Here is a 20,194-nt window from a genome sequence, read left to right on the forward strand (position 1 = left end):
CGGATGGCGACGCTTGAACTGAACGACCTCACGAAGATATACGACGACGCACAGGGCCGCGAAGTCGCGGTCGATTCGCTCGATATCGACATCGATGACGGCGAGTTTCTGGTCCTCGTCGGGCCGTCCGGGTGTGGGAAATCCACGACACTCCGGATGCTCGCCGGACTCGAAACCGTGACCGACGGGACCATCACTATCGGCGACCGCGAGGTGCAACACCTCGCGCCGAGCGAACGTTCCATCGCGATGGTGTTCCAGAGCTACGCGCTCTACACCAAGATGAATGCGCGCGAGAACATGGCCTACGGGTTGAAACACTCGACCGACCTGAGCAAGGCCGAGCGCAACCGCAAGGTGGACGAAATCGCCGAACTCCTCGACATCACCGAACTGTTGGACGACAACCCCGACGAGATGAGCGGCGGGCAGAAACAGCGCGTCGCGCTCGGCCGGGCCATCGTCCGCGACCCGGACGTGTTCCTGTTGGACGAACCGCTGTCCAATTTGGACGCGAAGCTCCGAGCGCGGATGCGGACGGAACTCCAGCAGCTCCAGACGGACCTCGGCGTCACGGCCGTCTACGTCACCCACGACCAGACGGAAGCGATGACGATGGCCGACCGCATCGCCGTGATGAACGACGGCGAACTCCAGCAGGTCGCACCGCCGGAAGTGGCCTACGACCACCCGGAAAACGAGTTCGTCGCCACGTTCCTCGGCAGTCCCTCGATGAACACCTTCGAGACGACGGTCCACGGGGACGAGAACGAACTTGCGTTCCGCCACGACGGGACGACGCTCGCGACGGTTCCGTCCGACGCGGTTTCCCTGACGGACGGGGACACCGTGACGCTCGGACTCCGACCCGAGGACGTTCGACTGTTCGACGACTCCGCCGAGGGGACGTTCACCGCGACCGTCACCGTCTCGGAGTACCAAGGGAATGATAATTTCATCCATCTCTCGGTTGCAAACCAGGACGTGATGGCGCGCGTCCCGTCCGACACCTATCCGGACCCGGGCGAGACGCTCGGTGTGACGGTTTCCCCACGGGACGTGTTCCTCTTCGACTCGGACACCGGCATCGCACGCAAAACACGGGGGCTTTCCGACGAGCGGAAACATCGACCCTCTATCTCCAACTGACCGCGCTTCCCAACAAATGTCACATAACATGACTAACGACTCGATTCACGACGCACCGACGACCGCCCTCGACGACCCGACGTTCCACCTCGACGTCCTCGAAGACCTCGTCTATCCAGCGGAGTGCGACGGGTCGGTCCCGCTCGCGAGCGACCCGGACGACCGCTATCCCTATGCCTATCCACGGGACATCGCTTGTATCACGAAGGCGTGGCTTCACGCCGTCGAAACGGGCGTCCGCCCCGACCAGTGCCGAAAACACATCTTCGACGCTGCCCGGTTCTTCCTCGTCGCACAGGAAGAAGACGGGCGGTGGCGACAGCGATACGCGCTCGACGGCACCGACCGCGGCATCTACAAGCAGGAGGACAACGTCGGACACGGCCTCCAAATCCTCGCCAACGCCGTGTTCGCCCTCGATGCGACCGACGCGCTCGAAACGACCGACGCATCGTTCCGCGAGGGCGTCATTGAGGCGGCGGACCGTGCCGTCTCGCACGTCCGCGACGACCTGTTCGACCCGAACGCCCATCTCGTCGAGAGCACCACGAGCATCCACGAGGGTCGCATCGAATCCGGCTACACCCTGTGGGTCAACTGCGTTTTCGTGTCCGCCCTCCGTGACATCGAACGGGCGCTCTCGCTCCTCCCCGAGGAGTCCGAGGCCGTCGAACGGCGCGTCTCCACGTTCCGGTCGCACCTCGAAGGCGGCGTGAAACGCGCGTTCACGAGTCCGGCACAGGTCCCACGGCGGTACGCGCCGTCCGGCGAACTCGACACGCGACCCGACGTGACGCTGTTCGCTCCCTTCTACTTCGGCCTCGGCGGCCTCTTCGGGGAGTCGCTTCACGAGGCGGCAAACAGGAGCGCGACGGCGCTCGAGGACCCCGAAATCGGCGGCATCCAGCGATTCATGGGATTCTACCGCGATTTCGACGTGCATCAACACGGCGGCAACGGGCCGTGGTTGCAGTACACCGCGTGGCACGCCCAGTACCGGTTCGCGAACGGCGAAACCGACCGCGGTAACGACGTCCTCGAAACGATCGTACGCCACGCCAACGAGGAGGGTCACATCCCCGAACACCTCACGACGCGACGGCGGTTCGAGGCGTTCATGGAGAACGAGTGGGATACGGGACTGGACTTCGAAAAGGAGTTCGACGAGGACGTCCTACGCGACGTGTCCTTCGACTTCGTCGCAGAGGAACTGGGCCATATGCAGGAAGCCTACCGTGACCTCGAAGCGCAGACGAAGGACCGCGACGTTGTTCGGTTCGCCATGCCGCTCGCGTGGTGCCACGCCGAGTATCTAACCGCACTGTTAACACGGGACGCGAACGAAGGGTAAGAAACCCCAAAGTGGAAACCGATGACTCACGACCACACTCACCGACTGTCGCCGAGAACCGTCGCGCTCGACTGCCTGAATGCGGGTATCGACGCCGCACAGCCACGGGAAGTCGTCCGCCGAACCCTCTCCCGTGACGGGTCGATGCTCACCGTCGCAGACGAGACGTTCGATCTCGACGATTTTTCGCGGGTCGTCGTCCTCGGCGGGGGGAACGCCGCCGGGGAGATGGCGGTCAGCCTCGAATCCGTCCTCGGCGAGCACCTGACCGACGGCATCGTCGTGACGGACACGCCCGCCGAAACGACGCGAATCGAGGTTCGACCCGGCGACCATCCGCTGCCGACCGAACGCAACCGGGACGCGACGAGGGACATCCTCGACGCCGCCCGCGACGCCGACGAGGGGACGCTCGTCCTCGCGCCGATTTCGGGCGGCGGCAGCGCGCTCCTCTCGGCCCCCGCCGACGGTATCTCGCTCGACTCGTTTCGGACGGTCACGGACGGTTTGCTCCGTTCCGGTGCCGACATCCACGACATCAACACCGTCCGTCGCGCGCTGTCGAGCGTAAAGGACGGCGGCCTCGCCCGCGCCGCCGCCCCCGCTCGCCTCGTCGGGTTGGTGGTGAGCGACGTCATCGGCGACGACCCGTCGGTGGTCGCCAGCGGCCCGACGTATCCCGGCCAAGCGACGCCCGAAGACGCCCGCGCTATTCTCCACGATTTCCTCGATGACGTTCCCGAAGACATCGAAGCGGCGCTCGGCGGGCGGGAAACGACCGCCGCCGGACCCGACGAAGACGACGCGTTCGCTCGCGTAACGAACCACGTCATCGCGGACAACTGGACCGCGCTCGACGCGGCAGCGGACCACGCACGCGAACACGGCTATACGCCGCTCGTCCTGTCGTCCCGCATCGGCGGCGAGGCGTCGGACGTCGGCCGCACCCACGCCGCAATCGCCGTCGAATGTCTCGCGACCGGCAACCCGCTCGACCCGCCCGCGGTTCTCCTCTCGGGGGGAGAGACGACCGTTACCGTCGACGGTGACGGGGTCGGTGGGCCGAATCAGGAGTTCGCCCTCGCCGCGACGCAGGAGATAGATCGTCCCGGAATCGTTGTGGCAAGCATCGACACCGACGGTTTGGACGGCAGCACGGACGCCGCGGGCGCACTCGTGGATCACGAGACGGTTTCGCCCGAGCAGCAAGCGGCCGCACGCACAGCGTTGCGAAACCACGATGTGTATCCCTTCCTCGACGACCGGAATGCGCTCATCGAAACCGGCGAGACGGGCACCAACGTCAACGATTTGCGCGCTATCGTTGTCGGGCAGGCGGATGGGGATGACCCAGCGATTGATGAATCTACAAGTACATGAATCACAGATTTGGACTCAATCAAGCCGGATTTCCGACGTCGGATATCGAAACGACGTGCGAAATCCTCGCCGACGCCGGATACGACGGCGTCGAACCGAACTACCAAGCCGACGGCCTGCTGACGACGCCGGACGGACGCGAGCGGGTTCGGCGGGCCACTATCGAACACGACCTCGACGTTCCCGCCGTTTCGACCACGCTCCACTGGGAGTATCCGCTGTCGAGCGCCGACAAGGAGAAACGACGGCAAGGTATCGACGTCGCACGGGAAATGGTGGACGCAGCGGCGACGCTCGACGCCGAGGAGATACTCATCGTCCCGGCACTCATCGCTCCCGGCGCAGACTATGACGCCGATTACGACCGTGCGGTCGAATCGGTGCGCGAAATCGCGGGCTACGCGGCGGACGCCGACGTCGGCGTCAGTATCGAGAACGTCCAGAACGACTTTTTGTACTCGCCGCGCGAGTTCGTCGAATTTCTTGACGCCGTCGAGTCGGCAGGGTCGGTTTCCGCCTATTTCGATGTGGGCAACGGCTTCCGCTGGGGCCTGCCCGACCGCTGGATTCGGGAACTCGGCGACCGGATTTCGAAGGTCCACGTCAAGGACTGGCTGACGGACGCTCACCGACCGACGTATCCGCTTCAGGGGGACATCGACTGGGACAGCGTCGTCGCGGCGCTTTCCGACGTCGGCTACGACGGGTGGATTTCCGCCGAAATCCCGGCATACAACACCGAACCCCACCGGATGCCGCCCGACGTACTCGACACCATGCAGTACCTGTTCGAATCGACCGACTGATATTTGATATTCACCATGACACGCACAATCGTCGTAGACCCGCTGTTCGAGGACGTGTGGCCGCTCGCTGCGGACCACTTGCACCGACTCTGGACCGAAGACGGCACGCCCGTCGAGTTCGTTCGGCTGCCCGATACAAGGGAGACGAGCCTGAGAAAGGCCGTTTCCTCGCCCGAATCCGTCGAGGAACTCGTCTCGCTCGGCGTCCACGCTTCCGTCTCCGACCTGCAAGAGTTCACGAACCTGACGGAAGCGTTCGTGATGACCGACTCCATGTACGGCGTGGACGAGGAGTTAGCCGACTATCTCCGCGACCGCGGCGTGACGGTCCACGACCACACGAACGAGGGGTTCTGGAGCGAGTCGGTGTCCGAGTTCGGTATTGGACTGACCATCGACGCGCTTCGTCAGATTTCGCGGAAACACGCCGCCATGACCGAGTCGCACGACCCGTGGGACCTCGACCAACTGGACAATGAGGTGCCCGGCGCGCGCGGCCACCAGTTCGCGGACGACCCGAACTTCGTGAGCGGAACCATCGCACGGAAGCGCGTTCGCGTCGCCGGAATCGGCAACATCGGCAGTCGCTACGCCGCGACGGCGAACCATCTCGGTGCCGACGTGGCGGCCTACGACCCGTTCGCCGACGAACCGTGTTTCCACAGCACGGGGTCACGGCAGGTGTACAGCATGGAGGAACTCGTGAGCGACGCCGAGGTCTTCGCCCCGACGATTCCATTGACCCCCGCGACAGAGGGCGTCGTGACGGCCGACCACATCGGCGCGCTCCCGGAGGGGTCGATACTCGTCCTCGTCACGCGGGCCGGAATCTGCGACATGGACGCCGTTCGGGAGCGGGTGCTCGCCGACGAAATCGTCCTCGCCGCGGACGTGTGGGACGAAGAACCGCTCCCCCTTGACGACCCGCTCCTCGGGCGTCACAACGTCGTCCACACCCCGCACATCGCGGGCCGGACGCGGGACGCGAACGAGCGATGGGCCGAACACCTCGTCGCCCATTTCGGTTCACAGTGACCGCCCTCCATCCGATGCTGTACCGTCCTCCGAACGAACCCGAATCCTTTCAGTACATCCAACGAAATCACGACCCATGACCACACTGAACTATCGCGACCCGCGATTGCTCCGACGCGAGATACTCCGCGTCCTGAACTTCTACTATCCAGATTGCATCGACACCCGCTACGGCGGTTACGTCGCTCAATTGGACGAACGCGACGGCTTCGTCTACGACGCCCGGACGAAACACCTCGTCGCCACCGCGCGGGCCGTCCACAACTTCAGCGTCGGCGCGCTCATCGACGGCCCCGTCTGGTGCCGGACGGCCGCCGAACACGGCCTATCGTTCCTCTCGGACCACCAGTGGGACGCCGAGAACGGCGGCTACGATTGGATACTTGACGGTCGGGACACCGCAGACGACACACGATACTGTTACGGCCACGCGTTTGTTGTCCTCGCGAGCGCCCGAGCACTCGAAGCTGGGATTCCGAGTGCGGAAGCGGAACTCGAACGCGCCGTCGAAGTCCTCGACCGACACTTCTGGGAACCGGACCACGGGGTGTACGCCGACCGTGCTGACGGCGCGTGGGAGGCGGTTGCCCCGTACCGCGGCCTAAACGCGAACATGCATACCTGCGAGGCAATGTTCGTCGCACACGACGTGACGGGGGACGACCGCTACCTCGACCGAGCGTACGGTATCGCCGAACGCATCGCCCGAGACCTCGCGGCGGAAACGGACGGGCGACTTTGGGAGCATTACGACTCCGATTGGACCCACGACATGGAGTACAACGAGGACCAACCGAACCACCAGTTCCGTCCGTGGGGCTACCAACCGGGGCACCATCTGGAGTGGTCGAAACTCCTCTCGCTCCTCGCCGAGTACCGCGACGACTCGTGGCTCGAACCCGCCGCCCGTGACCTGTTCGACTGGGCGGTCGAAACCGGATGGGATGAAGAGTACGGCGGCTTTTACTACACCGTGGACGAGGACGGCGCGCCCGTCGTTGCGGACAAATACGGCTGGGCGATAACTGAGGGCATCGGCGCGGCGGCGCTCCTCGGGCGGGACGACGAGGCGTATCTGGACTGGTACGACCGACTGTGGGAGTATGCGGAATCGAACTTCATCAACCCGCGACACGGAAACTGGTTCGAGCGACTGTGCCGGACCAACGACCGCGATGACCCGAACCGCGGGACGGCGGTCGAACCGGGCTACCATCCCATCAGCAACGCATACGTTGCGATGAATGATTTTTGAATTGGTTTAACGCTGCTTCTCCTGTCAGTTCGCGAGTGGATTTATCACTCTTGGTGACTAGTAGGTGTGTATGCGTTCCATTCGTCTTACACGCGCATTGAGTCGTGCCCGTCACGCAGCCATCGGTGCCGCCATTGGCGGTGCAATCGGTGGATTCATCAGTCGAAACGCCGCGAGCACCGGCGGTGCAATCGGTGCGTTGATCGGTGCGATGGTCGGGGAAACGCGGGTATCTGCCCGGTCACGAATCGACCAAGTGAGAGAACAGAGTCAGAAAGTCAAAGAACAAAGCCAGAAAGGCGTCGACCGGGTCCAACAGTAGTCGAGCAGTCGTGCAACGCCGGTCCCAAACGATTTCTATTGAACGTCCCAATCATTGAGCATGGATGACGACGAGGTTTCCCTTTCTATCGACGAGTTCGCCGAGTACTGTGAAACGCAGGCGGGCCTCCTCTCCGGACACGTCGAGACCATGGCGTCGGAGGCTGACGAGCTGTTGGAAGAAGTGGACGACGGTATCGCGGCAGTACGGTCTCGTCTCGAAGAGAACGATTCGGGGACAGACGATGCGGACGACCCGGAAGTGGAGGGTGGAACTGCCTCGGAAGCAGTCGAAGCTGACGCCGCGGCGGTGACGGAATTGGAGGATGATATCGCGGAGACGCGGGCGGTCATCGAAGCCAAACGGGCACGGATGGTTGCCTTCCGTAAGTTGGCAGACCAATATTCCGACCTTGCAGAGGAACTCCACACCGACGTTGACGACGGGCGGGAGGCAATGGAGCGCGTCGTCCAGTTCGAGGCTGACCATGATGCACCGACTTACTTCGACGACCGCAAGACGGTATACGAGGCTGCTACGTCGGATGAATCGGATACGGGGACAAAAGAGAATTGACATCCCCCCGCCCTAAAGTGCGAGGCTTTCTCCTTGATTTTCCGCGACCGCGATCGCTGTCCTACAGGACCACCTTCCCGACGGCATCGACGTACCGACACAACGCGGCTGAGGAGGTATTCGCCGTACGCTTCGGTTTTCTTTAATGCAGGCGCTAAAACCCGTGCGTTAGCGCGGGGAGGATGTCACCTTTCACCGACGTGGTCTTTGTTCCTTGTCGGCCACAGATTGCGAACCTCGTCCAATCCCGGTGCACCGTCTTTGAGCCAGACGACGAACGCAAGTCCAGCGAGGGCAAACTGGAGGAGGACAAATGGAGCCAGTTCAAAGTTGGCGAAGTGAGCGAGGAAACTCATGGATGTTTCATACTCTGGTGACGGAAGGATTGGCCAAACGAGAAAACTCGTCCCCGCCCATTCCCAGTGTGTGATTGGGAGGTCCATAGCGAGATGGCTCAGGTAGCCAATTGCAAACGCCCCCAACGGGAGTCGTTTGTCGTATCGCCGCGCGCCGACCCAGAGGAGGGCGAGTAAGAATCCGGCGGTGAACACCGAATGGGTCAGGGAGCGTCCAGAGGGAAGTACGCCGAACGTCCACGCGAGCGGTTTGTCTATCAGGTCCGGAAACTGTGTGCCAAAAGCGACAGTCACAGCACCGAGGGCTGACACAGGTCGTTTTTTGTACCGAGACCATAGCGAATAGCAGAGATAGCCAACAGCGAGGTGTCCCCAAGGCCACATACTTACACCTTTCTCGAACACGGTGGTAGGTATTTTGGCTTTTGAAATCGGACCGGATGTCGAGGACCGATACTTTGGTAAGTCCGGTGTCTGTAGTTAATTGCAGATGTCTACGCAACGTCGTCAACGATTCATCCACGCGCAACTTGCCTGGATGCTCGCTTCCCTCGTCGCATTGGCGGCACTTGGTTCCCTTTCACTCGAGTTGTTCTTCGTGCTTTGTCTCATTGTCCTGCTCGTCATCATTGAACTCACTGCACCGTTCAACGTAACACCGCGGTGGCGACGACGACTAAAGTGGTTCATCGCACTTGGATTGCTTGTCTTCGGTATCATCGTCGTTCGCAGAATCCTATCGATTCTCCCTCCGGGGGTCTTCTAACCGTGAAACGCCCCACCGAGTACTCGGTGCCAACGCTTGTCTTCGGCGTACTCCTCTTACTCGTCGTCGGAGGGCTGCTCATTGCTTCTTCGACATCGGCCGCCTCCTTTGGCGCGTACAATGGCGCGTGGGACGGGACGAGCGAGCTTCGTGATGTCGCAACGGCCGCCGGTGCGGAGCCACAAATTGGGCACGATACCGCTGCCTACTCCAGTGTCACACCCAACGATACCGTTGCATTCGTTCTCTCACCGGAAGGGAACTACTCAGAAACTGACCGAGCTCGGATCAGCCAGTTCGTTGAACAAGGGGGAACGCTCCTCGTCGCGGGCGATTACGGTCCAGGAACAAACCGATTGCTTTCGGCACTCAGCACTGATGCACGACTCGATGGTCGCCCGATTCGTGACGAAAGACGGCAGTATCGATCGCCGGCCCTGCCCGTTGCCGGAAACGTTTCAAACCATTCACTCGTGGCGAACGTGTCGGCGCTCACGCTCAATCACGGAACAGCTGTCCAACCGAATAATGCAACCGTCCTCGTCAATACGTCCGGGTTCGCCTATTTCGATGTGAATCGCAATGAAAAACTGGATGACAACGAGACGATTTCGTCGAGACCCGTCGCTACTGTGGAACAACTCGGTGACGGGCAAGTGATAGTCGTCGGGGACTCCAGCGCAATGATCAACACGATGCTCGAACGCCCGGGTAATCGAGCATTCGTCCGGAATGTCATCGGCGACAATCAGACCGTTCTGCTCGATTATTCGCATACGTCGCGCCTCCCTCCGCTTGCGCTCGCCGTTTTGGTGCTTCGGGAGTCATCGTTGTTGCAATTCCTCGTCGGTGGAGGCTGTCTTGCGCTCGTGTTCGTCTGGGCACAGCGACCCGAGTCTACCCATCGTCTTCTGTCTTCTGTTCGGTCCCGTCTCAACGGTCGACCGAGAGACTGGCGGAACGGTGAATCGAGCGAACCGATGGAGCTGTCGGAGGGGAACGCGACAGGTCACCCAGACTCACTTTCCCCGGAGATGTCAGAATCGGCGATGGTCGCCTACGTCCGTGAGCGACACCCCAACTGGGAATCCAACCGCATCCGGCGTGTCGTTGCAGCCCATCGTAACGACCGCTCGGAGTAACGACATCTATTTCGCTCAACGAACCCGTTGATTTATCTGCTCTGCTTCGAAAGACTTGACAACGATGGACCCCGAGGCTGTCTATGCTGCCCTGTCCGAGGAGATGAACGAAGTCCTCATTGGTAACGATGACGTCGTGGAGGGAGTTACCGTCTCACTACTCACTCGCGGACACATCCTTCTTGAAGGTGTCCCAGGCGTGGCGAAAACGACGATTGCGAACGCGTTTGCGCACGCAACGGGATTGGATTTCGCGCGCGTTCAAATGACCCCCGACCTACTTCCGGCCGACATCACGGGGACCCACGTCTACCGGGAAGGGACCGGGGAGTTCCAACTCCAGCGTGGGCCGATATTCACGAACTTGCTCGTCGCTGACGAGATCAACCGCGCGACGCCAAAGACACAAAGTGCTCTCCTCGAAGGGATGCAAGAACGAACTGTGACGATAGAGGGCGACACCCTTCTGTTGCCATCACCGTTTATGGTCATTGCTACCCAGAACCCTATCGAGATGGACGGGACGTACGAACTGCCCGAGGCACAACGCGACCGATTCCAGTGCAAACTCGTGGTTGAACTCCCGTCAGATGAAAACGAACTGCAACTCATCGACCGATTCAACGAGACGCCCGACCTCGATGCCGAAGACCTCTCACAGGTCGTCTCCCTTGATGACATCCTCAACGCACGTGAGGCAGTGCGAACCATTCACGTTGCCGAGTCGGTTAGATCCTATATCCAGTCGCTCGTGAGCGCCTCCCGAGAACACTCGGACCTCGCCCACGGTGGATCACCTCGTGCGACGCTCGCGCTGCTCCATACCGCGAAAGCGCGGGCGGCGATTCATGGGCGCGACTATGTGATTCCCGACGACGTGAAGGCGCTGGCGGTGCCCGTGATGCGTCACCGTCTTGTGTTGAGTACGGAAGCCGAACTGAGCGACCGTTCGACTGTTGAAATCATAAATGACCTCTTGGATACGGTGACGCCGCCGAACGGTACAAACGACGAGGACATCGACGATGTGGTCGCCACTTCCGATTCTGAGTATTCGAATATTGACTCCGCCGACGCCGAGCACCCGGAACCGCCGAACGACGACTGAACGCGATTCTGTAGCGAAAACAGCAAACCGCAGCCGGTCTGAACCCTGTCTACTCGTCACTTAGGCTACATCTGCGTGTATTGTCCCGTCTTCCAGTTGAACCACAGTGTCGAAACGCGGTGTCAACTGCATGTCGTGACTGATGACAACGAGCGCGGTATCCGCCGTTTCCTGCAATCTAAACAGCAAATCGAGGACCTGCTCTGTCGTATCGGGGTCGAGTTGGCCAGTCGGTTCGTCCGCCAGCACGATTGCGGGCCGGTTCGCCAGTGCACGGGCGATAGCGACGCGCTGTTTTTCCCCACCCGAAAGCGTCGCCGGGTACTGGTCGGCTCGGTCGGTTATCTCCAACCGTTCGAACAGTGTTTCGAGCCACTCCTCGTCCCGATCTCCCGTGTGGTCCTGTGGGAGCGCAGCATTCTCCCACGCGGTCAAATCTCCGATGAGTTGGAAATCCTGAAAAATAAACCCCAGTGTTTCCCGCCGTAGTTTAGCCCGTTTTCGCTCGGAAAGCGAGGCGGTATCTTCCCCCCGAATCGTAACGGTCCCACTAGTCGGGGTATCGAGCAGACCGAGTACGTTGAACAGCGTCGTCTTTCCCGCACCGCTCGGTCCCTGTACGAGGAGTTGTGCGTCTGTCGGTATTGAAAGGGAGGCGTTTTCGATAACGTCCTCTCCACCCCGGACAACGCGGACGGCGTTCGCTTCCAGTACGGTTTCGGTCATTGCTCTTGACCCTTGGTACAATTGGTTGAGTCTAGTCTCTTCCGGTTTGGTGACTGTTTCCCGGTGATGCTGGTTTCGATCGTATATCCTAGTCGGCATATGATTCTGTCTCATGACCGGGGCCTGGATCCGCCCCAGTATCGGTGACTGTACCGTTCGATGTCGTTCCCCGTTGAACCGCCGTCGGCTGAGCAAGAAGGTAGGGAAGGGCCGCGATGAAGACGCTCAGACCCATCAACACGAGCGCACTCCCTACCGTGAGGAGCAGTATCGGGAGTGAAATCTGCGTTGAAAGCCGGATTCCAAAGACGGTGAATAACTCGGTGATGGCAAGGAGATGTATCGTTACCAGCGCACCGGCCAGTGCGAGGATGATGGCTGGAATCGAAAGCCGGCAGGCGTCGGCGAGGAGGAGTCGAACCAATTGTGCTCGTGTCGCGCCGGTGGCCCGATACACACCAACAGCGCGGCGTCGCGCGTGGACTGCTTGAGCGAACGTCGCCGTCGTTCCACCGACTGCCGCCAGTCCAGCGAGGATTACCATGACTAAGAGGAGGAGGTTGAAGTTGCCGAACACGCCACGAACTGCCTGCCCAAGTCCGCTTCCACTGGCGTACTGGGTATTCCGAGCGAGTGTGGAGAACGCCCGGTCGTCTCCATGGACAGTAAACGAGTCCGTTGCAATCGTCTCCCCCCGAGACACCAACCGAACCGAATATTCACCCGATACTAGTTGGTCGGATCCGGACTTTGTCGTTTTTCCTAACTCCGTCGTTGTAACTGCCGATTCGTACGGTCCAAGAGAGACCGTTTTTTCTCTCGTCCCCGTCGGTGTGACGAGTGAAAGCGTTCGAGTAATCGAGGTTTGCCATGGGTTGAATACGACGAGTTTCGTGGTCGGCCGGGAGGAGGCACTCACATTGTCTGGTGACACGCGGACAGCTCCAATGAGTGATCGCGTTGCACCTGACATGACGTGTATTGTCGATGTGTTCGTTCGATCCCCCTTCCGCACGGTCAGGTTGTAGGTACCCTCATCACTCGGGAGGCGAACGATCGCGACACCTCCATCGTTCGTGTGAGCTGTTTGGTTCCCCACGCGGACAGTCGCTCCCGAGACGTTCGCACCGTTAACTGTACGAACAGGTATGGCCATCGTTTCGCCTGGCGGTGCTTGTGAGGGCAATTTCGGCACCCGAAGTGGCGCGTGGCGATACACGCCAACCGACTGTGTATAGGACCCGACACGAAGCGTCTCGTCTCCGAGCGACGACGGAGACATTTTCATCGTTATTGTCCGACGTTCGCCACCCGAAAGTGTGACCGTACGGGATTCCGAGGCGGATCCGAGCCTCGCAGTTACCCGCCGTTTTCGTTCTTCAGACCGAAGGTTTCGGATAGACACCCGAATCGTTAATTGCGATTCGTGGACCACGGCATCCGGGGCTGAGACACTCGTAATGATGATATCCCGTGTCTTCGATTCTGACCGTGAGAGGCGCTCTGCACCTCCGGACGTTCGGATGAAATGAACAGTTCCCGGTTCTGTCGAGAGATCGTGTGCGGTCGGAAGGGGAACGATGAGTTGGTCGTCCTCAATTCCCTCGGCAGTATACATGCCGGTAACCCTAACGCGAGTAAAGGCAGGCGAGGAGGCACCGCCGAGTGTAAGGTTATCGCCGACGTCGACGTTCAGTGTCCGAGCGAGGTCGCGGCCGATAACAGCATCGTATTTGGTCTGCGGCGCATGTCCCTCCACGAGCGACGCGTTGGATACCGCTGAGAACGAACTCCAGTTCGCTCCTCTGGCGAGATACGGCTGCCCGTCCCGGAGCTGAACGACGATGATTTCCGGGCTGGCTTCTACGCCTTGGTTGCGAAGCAGGTCGGCGTATCCTGCATCGATTCTACTCGCCATCGGATACGGTGCGCCTGGTTCGGTTACCGTTCCGCCAGACGTGGTCGCGATTGGGGCCAGGACGCCAACCAACGACCCGACGAGGAGGACAATAAGAACGAAAAGGGTCAGTATTGTCGCCGCTGGAACGACGGCTCGCCATCTGAGGACGGTCGGTTCCACAATCGAAGGCAGTCGTTCAACGACTTTCGACCAGTGTGTTCCAGTCGTTTTTCCATTCTGTCTATACGTCTGTTGAAGAAGAGATGGCGGCGTAATCGTCGCAGGTCGAACGGCCAGTACGCCTGCACTGATACCAGCACATAGCAAGCAAGCGAGTCCGGGTAGCAAGACACGGAGAACCGCTGGTGTGACCGAAGGCGACAGAGTAATGTGAAGTCCAGCAGCGATTGCGCCCATGACCACAGCTTTCGTAAGGATGACCCCGACTGCATAGCCGAATGCGATACCAACCCCTGTGAGCAGACCCGCTCGCGCGCCAAAGAGGATGAGGAGGCTCCGTGGCGTTCCGCCGGTGGCGCGGATAACTTCGATGGCATCTAACCGGTCGCGGACGCTCATCCGGGTAACGTTGTACACAACGACGAGAACGAGAACACCACCACCGATGGTCGCCAGTCCTAATAGGTTCACTACGCCTCCCATTCCTGCGATGAAGTAGTTGTACAGACCCGGTGTAACGACGCCCCGATCCATTGCTTGCATGCCGTTGCCGCCGTCACTGGGAGAGGTATCGACAACATACGCACGAGTCGTTCCCAGCGACTGAACCGTCGTGGGATCACCGACGTACCACGATTGTGGGAAGACGGATTTCTCCGTAGACGCCGGTGAAACTGTCACTGTCTTCGTTCGTTCAGCTCCCACAAACCGTTGTTGTGTTTGCGTATCGACCGGTCCGGCAAGCGCCGTGTCCGGGGGTGGCTGGGGAAACCGTGCCTCCCGCCATGAGACGGAGATATCTTCGAGAACCCTTGGGGCATCCTTCGGAACGCCGACAACGTACTGCGATGTCCCATTTTGCTTGACTGCTGCTACAGGAAGCACAATATCGTCGTTGGCCGCCGCCGCATTTGCCTCGTCAAGTGTGTTGTAGCCCGTGACGGCCATCGAGTTGTTGAATCCTGATGAAATCGCCGATGTTTGTGTGTTTACCGCGACCAGCAGTATCGTCGTCCCTACAAGGAACGCCGTCGCTACCGCGATGATGACGATGGTCAGTCGGTCACGACGTGACCACTGCGTACACAACCCCCGTTGATACCCCATTTGAACCCTGTATTCGGGGTATCACTACCAACATCAAGAGTATGAGCCGCCTGAAGAGCCGTACCCTCTCCTTTCCTGCTTGGATTTATTTAAAACAACAATAATTTTCAGACCTCATTAGCGGTCTATACTCACTACGGGGTAAACACCGCCCGAACGCACTCATCTTCTTTGTGTTTAGACATCTCGTACCCACGCGGCGACTCCTCCAGCGAGAATCGATGCGTTGCGAGATACGACGGGTCCATCTCGTCCTCCTCGATACAAACCGATAGCGCATACCTCCGTCTTCAGGCGGAGGTCAAGCGGTAGGCATAGTTCGTACATTCCTTGTTGCTACAAACGGCTGGATTTCCCACGCTATTCGGTGGATTGAAGCTTTGGTGCTACCATAGTTTGTAGTACGGATGAAGACCACACGGCACGCGACTTACAACCTCAATTACCACATAGTGTGGTTGCCCAAGTACCGACGCTCGGTGCTGGTTAACGACGTTGCCGACCGTGTGCGAGATATCCTCTACGAAATAGCCGACGAGAAAGGGTTGGAGATAATTGACCTCACCGTCCAACCCGACCACATCCACCTGTTCGTCAGTAGCCCACCGAAACACGCTCCGTCACTTCTCGCCAACTGGTTCAAAGGCATCAGCTCGCGGAAATACAACCACCGTTATGCCGACCACGACGGCGAGAAAATCAAGTGGGCGCGTGGGTACTACGCAGGCACGGCGGGGCACGTTTCGAGTGAAACAGTCGAAAACTACATCCAGCTTCACGAGGAGGACGAACAGTGACCGAATTCACCGAAACGCTGGATCTGAAACTCGTGGAACCGAACGCCCACAAGCATCGGAAACTCTGTGAGACGAAACGGGGGTACCAAGACGCGCTCGAAGCCGCGTTCAACGCCAACTGTACCTCACAGTCGGCGGCCAACGATATAGTGGTCAATTACGACCTGAGCGGCTACGCGAAGAACGCGCTCAAGAAGTACGTCCCGCAACTCTGTGGCGGAAGCTACGACGCGAAAGAGCTTCACGACGACCACCCCGTCCGATTCACGAACGAAGGCCCGAAGCTTGACCACAAGCCCCAGAACACTATCGAGTGGTACGTCAAAATCCCGCACCACGACGACTACCATCTCTGGTTGCCCGCCCAACCAAATCCCGAACAGCAGGAGTGGCTGGAAGCGTTGCACGCGGGGGACGCAAAGATGGGTGAGTGTCGGTTGTTCGACCGTGACGGCGAGTGGTACTTCCACATCGTCGCCACGCGAGACGTAGAAGAGCGAGAGACTACCAGTTCGGCGGAGACGCCGATTGGGGTAGATATCGGGGAAGCCTCTTTGTTGACGGTGTGTCACCGTGACGAGCGCGGCTCCCCGACTACACCCAACCTCTGGAACGACGAAGGCAAGACGGTTCGACAACTCCGTGAGACGTACTTCACGGCGACCCGACGCCTTCAGAAACGTGGTAGTGAACGTATCGCGGAATCCTACGGTGACGAACTGTGGCGGCACATCGACCACATTCTCCACACAGTCACGTCGAAAGTGGTCGCCTACGCCAACCAATTCGAGAATCCCGTGTTGGTTCTGGAAGACTTAACGCACATTCGTGAGAACATGGACTACGGTTCGTTCATGAATCGCCGTCTTCACGGATGGGGATTCGCCAAGATGTACGCCCAGATTCGCTACAAAGCGGCTGAGAAAGGTATCCGTGTGGAGACGGTGAATCCCGCGTACACCTCGAAGACGTGCCACTGTTGTGGAGAGACGGGCTACCGTCCGAAGCAGGCGACGTTCAAGTGTTCCAACTCGGCGTGTTGGGTGTCGGAGTACCAAGCAGACGTTAACGCCGCGCTCAATATTGCAGACCGCTACCTCAGCGGAGAGAGTCACTCAAGAAAACACACGAGTGACGATGACTCGGCTGAGGAAGGGGGACGTTTGACCGTCCCACAAGACTCCCAAGCCGATGCTGAAGCCCAGCAATTGACGCTTGGGGCGTATGCGTCTTGAAACCTTAGGGCCACGCTCGGCCTGAAATCCCATGGTGGGATTCCCGCGACTTTAGGCGCGGGAAGAGGTCAAGTATCTTCTGTCCGCTCGTCGGGGTTCGTTACTGCCAATCTCTGTGTTCTGCCACTGCCTTTAGGGAAATCGGCAGGGTATCGCCGACTGGATTACGATGGCAGACACACTCACCGATACGAACGTCGCAATTTTCATCGCACCGCGGGGAACCGAGGAAGTCGAGTTCACCGAACCCAAAGAAGCCGTTGAGGACGCCGGCGCGAACGTAGACGTCGTTGGTGCCGAGACCGGTAAGGTTCAAACGGTCAACAACGACCTCGAAGAGGGTGGCTCCTACGAGGTTGAACGGGCGTTCTCGGAGGCATCCGCGGACGAGTACGACGCCCTGTTGATTCCGGGCGGTGCTGTGGGGGCGGACACCCTTCGTGCTGACCAAGACGCGGTCCAGTTCGTCAGGGATGTCTTCGACGCGGGCAAACCCATCGGCGTCATCTGCCACGGACCGTGGACGCTGGTCGAAGCGGACGTCGTAGAAGGACGGACGGTGACTTCCTACCCGAGCCTACAGACCGACATCCGCAATGCGGGCGGGGAGTGGGTTGACGAGGAAGTCGTCGTGGACGAGGGACTCGTCACCAGCCGCAACCCCGACGACTTGCCTGCCTTCTGTGACAAGGTAGTTGAGGAGTTCGAGGAAGGACAACACGAGCGTTGACATCCTCCCGCGCCTGAAGACGCGGGAATCCCAAGCGTTGGGAGATTAGGGTTTGCAGTCCACCACTTGTTCTCTCGGTGAGAATCCGTGGGACAAGTGATGAAGGTAGACTCCGGGCTGTGCCAACCAGCCGGTACTCCTATCCTCATCCAAATTGGCCGAAGACTCGGAGTTACTTTGGCTCAAGTCGAGGCGGATGTTCTCCGCCCCGTTCACGTCCGCGTTGAACGCCGCCTCACACTCGTCGCATACGTACAGACCGCGTTCAATGCGCTGACTATCGTCTTCTCTACCGCAGACGCAACACGTCTTGCTCGTGTCGCGCTCTGAAACGTCTACGACTTCAATTCCCTTGACTTTCGCCTTGTACGTGAGGATTTTGGTGAAGCGGTCGAACGCCCACCCGTGCAGGTCAAGGTTTCCGTGGCGACCCCAGTTCTTCGAGTCGCCGTTCTCATCCTCACGGACACCTGCAAGCTTCCCGATGTTGATGCGACCCACGTCACGCTCGATACACTTCTCTACGATGTGTTTGGCGAGGCTGTGGAAGAAGTGGGTGCGGCGCTCCGACCATTTGTGGTGAAGTCTGGTGGCCTCAGAACCGCCTGAATCGTCGCATTTAGCGATTTCTTTCGGAAAGTAGTAGCCATCCTGTTTCAGTTGGTTGCCGGGGTACAAGTCGGCTTCCTCGGTGCTGTACGCAACCGCCGCGAAGTTACAGATACCGAGGTCGATGCCAGCAGTCTCATTACCGGGGGAGTCGGGGGTCTCGACTTCGTGTTTGCAGACGAGGTGCAGTTCCCAACGCTCCTTCGACTTGCTGTAGACGGCCCGAACCTGTTGCAGGTTTTCAACCGTGACTTCGGGACGAGTCTCGTACTCGACGAGGATGTAATCCCAATCGCGGGGGTGGTCTTTATGATTCGCACCCTTCGAGAGTCTGACGCGGTTGTGCTTGGTGTCGTAACGGATGCCTTTCTGCTTCCACGTGATGGTGGAACGGGGGTGTTCTTCGTGAACACGGTTGCCATCGTCGTCGTAGTAGTTTTTCTTGCGGTAGCCGGGCGGATTCGCACGAGAGTCGTTCTTGCGTTTGCCGTACCACGAGTTGAAGGCTTCAGCGAGTTCCTCCAGAACGCGCTGACTGGACTGCGAATGTAGCCCTTTGTAGGTTGTATGAGTCTTCAACTCGCGTTTCAAGTTAGAATCATCGGGAATCTCGCCCGTGTTATCCCACACTTTGCGGGAATGATAGTTCGCAACGTTCCACAGTTTCGATGCACTCCATCCATGCAGGTCAAGCATCCGTTCCACTTGTGAGTGGTTGCGGATTTTCGCACGGTAAGTACGATGAATATGCATTCGTGAAACGTCTTCATAACAAGTTATGCAGTGTCGTGTTATAATAATTTGGATTAGAGCGTGGAATATCATGCCGGGCAATCGAACGGTGGTTAGTGTAGAGTAGTGTCGGATTCATCCTGACCCTAAAGGGTCAGGTATTCTCCTCGATCTCGTATAAACGCGTGGAAACGAAGTCCGCGAGGTCGCTCGCGTAGAGAGAGATAGAGAAAATTGCGTTCAGGTCCTCGTCGCGGTCACGTCCGTTCGAACACCGCCTCCAAATCCCGCTGGAGTTCCCCTTTCTTGCTCTCGTCGTAAAACGTCGCCGCCGGGTGGTACGTCGGAACGACATCGCGGCCCTCGATTTCGAACGTTTGGCCGTGGATGTCCGATACATTCTCGTCCGTATCGAGTATCTCGCGCGTCGCAAAACTCCCCAGCGGTACGATGACCGACGGGTTCACCCGTTCGATTTCCGCCCGCAGGACGGGCCACCACGCGTCTATCTCGTCCCGGTGTGGGTTTCGGTTCTCTGGCGGTCGAACCTTCACGAGGTTGGTGATGTACAACTCGTCCCGTCCGACCCCGATGGCGTCCAGCGCGCTATCCAGCCGACCGCCTGCACTGCCGACGAACGGTTCTTCCTCCTCGACTTCCCGTTCGCCCGGGGCCTCGCCGACCATCATCACGTCGGCGTCGAACGGACCGACCGACGGGACGAAGCGCGACCGTTCGTAGTGTTCGTCCGGAACCGCCGCGAGCACGTCGTCGAACTCGGATTCGAACGTCGAACTCATGTAATCCCATTCCGTGTCTAGCACCGAAAACCGACCGGCCGATAGCTGACGGCCGCGTCGAACGGAGTCGCTCCGTTCGACCGCTCCTTTGCCCCCGTTTTAGACTCCCTGAGCATGTAGCCTCGTCCCTCA

19 protein-coding genes are annotated in these 20,194 nt (G+C 59.6%); 14 read left to right on the top strand and 5 right to left on the bottom strand.

Features of this window, described 5'->3' with window-relative positions:
• Positions 1 to 3: 3 nt before the first annotated feature.
• The 8 genes from AC1XDK_RS11910 to AC1XDK_RS11945 all read left to right on the top strand — a co-directional run bounded on the left by AC1XDK_RS11910 (position 4) and on the right by AC1XDK_RS11945 (position 7,874).
• Entirely contained in the window at positions 4 to 1,149 is a 1,146-nt protein-coding gene (locus AC1XDK_RS11910) for an ABC transporter ATP-binding protein (RefSeq protein WP_483350116.1), read from the top strand.
• Between the two features lie 16 nt (positions 1,150 to 1,165).
• On the top strand, positions 1,166 to 2,500 hold the full coding sequence (locus tag AC1XDK_RS11915) for a glucoamylase (RefSeq protein ID WP_483350117.1): 1,335 nt from the start codon (positions 1,166 to 1,168) through the stop codon (positions 2,498 to 2,500).
• A 21-nt stretch (positions 2,501 to 2,521) separates the two neighbouring features.
• Positions 2,522 to 3,880 (top strand): glycerate kinase type-2 family protein, encoded by a 1,359-nt coding sequence (locus AC1XDK_RS11920; RefSeq protein ID WP_483350118.1) that lies wholly within the window; start codon positions 2,522 to 2,524, stop codon positions 3,878 to 3,880.
• The gene (locus AC1XDK_RS11925; RefSeq protein WP_483350119.1) at positions 3,877 to 4,686 is read left to right on the top strand and encodes a sugar phosphate isomerase/epimerase family protein; all 810 of its coding nucleotides are present in this window, start codon (positions 3,877 to 3,879) and stop codon (positions 4,684 to 4,686) included. Before AC1XDK_RS11920 ends, AC1XDK_RS11925 begins: the two co-directional genes overlap by 4 nt.
• Positions 4,687 to 4,701: 15 nt before the next feature.
• A complete protein-coding gene (locus AC1XDK_RS11930) occupies positions 4,702 to 5,721 on the top strand; it encodes an NAD(P)-dependent oxidoreductase (protein ID WP_483350120.1) in 1,020 nt (339 codons plus the stop codon).
• Positions 5,722 to 5,797: 76 nt separating this feature from the next.
• Positions 5,798 to 6,976 (top strand): AGE family epimerase/isomerase, encoded by a 1,179-nt coding sequence (locus tag AC1XDK_RS11935; RefSeq protein WP_483350121.1) that lies wholly within the window; start codon positions 5,798 to 5,800, stop codon positions 6,974 to 6,976.
• A 70-nt stretch (positions 6,977 to 7,046) separates the two neighbouring features.
• The gene (locus AC1XDK_RS11940; protein ID WP_483350122.1) at positions 7,047 to 7,298 is read left to right on the top strand and encodes a hypothetical protein; all 252 of its coding nucleotides are present in this window, start codon (positions 7,047 to 7,049) and stop codon (positions 7,296 to 7,298) included.
• A 60-nt stretch (positions 7,299 to 7,358) separates the two neighbouring features.
• Positions 7,359 to 7,874: a hypothetical protein gene (locus AC1XDK_RS11945; protein WP_483350123.1), complete on the top strand. Its 516-nt coding sequence runs from the start codon at positions 7,359 to 7,361 to the stop codon at positions 7,872 to 7,874.
• A 185-nt stretch (positions 7,875 to 8,059) separates the two neighbouring features.
• On the opposite strand, the gene AC1XDK_RS11950 is transcribed toward AC1XDK_RS11945, so the two are convergent.
• On the bottom strand, positions 8,060 to 8,614 hold the full coding sequence (locus AC1XDK_RS11950; protein WP_483350124.1) for a metal-dependent hydrolase: 555 nt from the start codon (positions 8,612 to 8,614) through the stop codon (positions 8,060 to 8,062).
• 106 nt (positions 8,615 to 8,720) lie between these two features.
• On the opposite strand from AC1XDK_RS11950, the gene AC1XDK_RS11955 reads away from it, so the two are divergent.
• The 3 genes from AC1XDK_RS11955 to AC1XDK_RS11965 all read left to right on the top strand — a co-directional run bounded on the left by AC1XDK_RS11955 (position 8,721) and on the right by AC1XDK_RS11965 (position 11,246).
• On the top strand, positions 8,721 to 8,996 hold the full coding sequence (locus tag AC1XDK_RS11955) for a DUF8044 family membrane protein (RefSeq protein WP_483350125.1): 276 nt from the start codon (positions 8,721 to 8,723) through the stop codon (positions 8,994 to 8,996).
• A 2-nt stretch (positions 8,997 to 8,998) separates the two neighbouring features.
• Complete coding sequence (locus tag AC1XDK_RS11960; protein ID WP_483350126.1) at positions 8,999 to 10,138, top strand: DUF4350 domain-containing protein; 1,140 nt, start codon at positions 8,999 to 9,001, stop codon at positions 10,136 to 10,138.
• A gap of 64 nt (positions 10,139 to 10,202) precedes the next feature.
• Positions 10,203 to 11,246, top strand: a complete 1,044-nt coding sequence (locus AC1XDK_RS11965) for an AAA family ATPase (protein WP_483350127.1) — start codon at positions 10,203 to 10,205, stop codon at positions 11,244 to 11,246.
• A 60-nt stretch (positions 11,247 to 11,306) separates the two neighbouring features.
• Here AC1XDK_RS11965 and AC1XDK_RS11970 read toward each other — a convergent pair whose 3' ends face one another.
• Both AC1XDK_RS11970 and AC1XDK_RS11975 read right to left on the bottom strand, forming a co-directional pair.
• Entirely contained in the window at positions 11,307 to 11,972 is a 666-nt protein-coding gene (locus AC1XDK_RS11970) for an ABC transporter ATP-binding protein (RefSeq protein WP_483350128.1), read from the bottom strand.
• Positions 11,973 to 12,060: 88 nt separating this feature from the next.
• Positions 12,061 to 15,159, bottom strand: a complete 3,099-nt coding sequence (locus tag AC1XDK_RS11975; RefSeq protein WP_483350129.1) for an FtsX-like permease family protein — start codon at positions 15,157 to 15,159, stop codon at positions 12,061 to 12,063.
• A gap of 407 nt (positions 15,160 to 15,566) precedes the next feature.
• Between AC1XDK_RS11975 and tnpA the strand changes: the two genes are divergently transcribed.
• The 3 genes from tnpA (at position 15,567) to AC1XDK_RS11990 (ending at position 17,921) form a co-directional block, all read left to right on the top strand.
• Complete coding sequence (gene tnpA, locus AC1XDK_RS11980; RefSeq protein WP_483350130.1) at positions 15,567 to 15,956, top strand: IS200/IS605 family transposase; 390 nt, start codon at positions 15,567 to 15,569, stop codon at positions 15,954 to 15,956.
• Positions 15,953 to 17,191 carry an RNA-guided endonuclease InsQ/TnpB family protein gene (locus AC1XDK_RS11985; protein ID WP_483350131.1) on the top strand — a complete coding sequence of 413 codons (1,239 nt, stop codon included), beginning with the start codon at positions 15,953 to 15,955 and terminating at the stop codon, positions 17,189 to 17,191. Before tnpA ends, AC1XDK_RS11985 begins: the two co-directional genes overlap by 4 nt.
• A gap of 169 nt (positions 17,192 to 17,360) precedes the next feature.
• Positions 17,361 to 17,921, top strand: a complete 561-nt coding sequence (locus AC1XDK_RS11990) for a type 1 glutamine amidotransferase domain-containing protein (RefSeq protein WP_483350132.1) — start codon at positions 17,361 to 17,363, stop codon at positions 17,919 to 17,921.
• A gap of 45 nt (positions 17,922 to 17,966) precedes the next feature.
• Here the strand turns inward: AC1XDK_RS11990 and AC1XDK_RS11995 are convergent, their stop codons facing one another.
• Together AC1XDK_RS11995 and AC1XDK_RS12000 are read right to left on the bottom strand one after the other, a co-directional pair.
• Positions 17,967 to 19,283, bottom strand: a complete 1,317-nt coding sequence (locus tag AC1XDK_RS11995) for an RNA-guided endonuclease InsQ/TnpB family protein (protein ID WP_483350133.1) — start codon at positions 19,281 to 19,283, stop codon at positions 17,967 to 17,969.
• Positions 19,284 to 19,519: 236 nt separating this feature from the next.
• Positions 19,520 to 20,062 (bottom strand): uracil-DNA glycosylase, encoded by a 543-nt coding sequence (locus AC1XDK_RS12000; RefSeq protein ID WP_483350252.1) that lies wholly within the window; start codon positions 20,060 to 20,062, stop codon positions 19,520 to 19,522.
• Positions 20,063 to 20,194 lie beyond the last annotated feature (132 nt).

The organism is Haladaptatus sp. HS23, assembly GCF_056892285.1.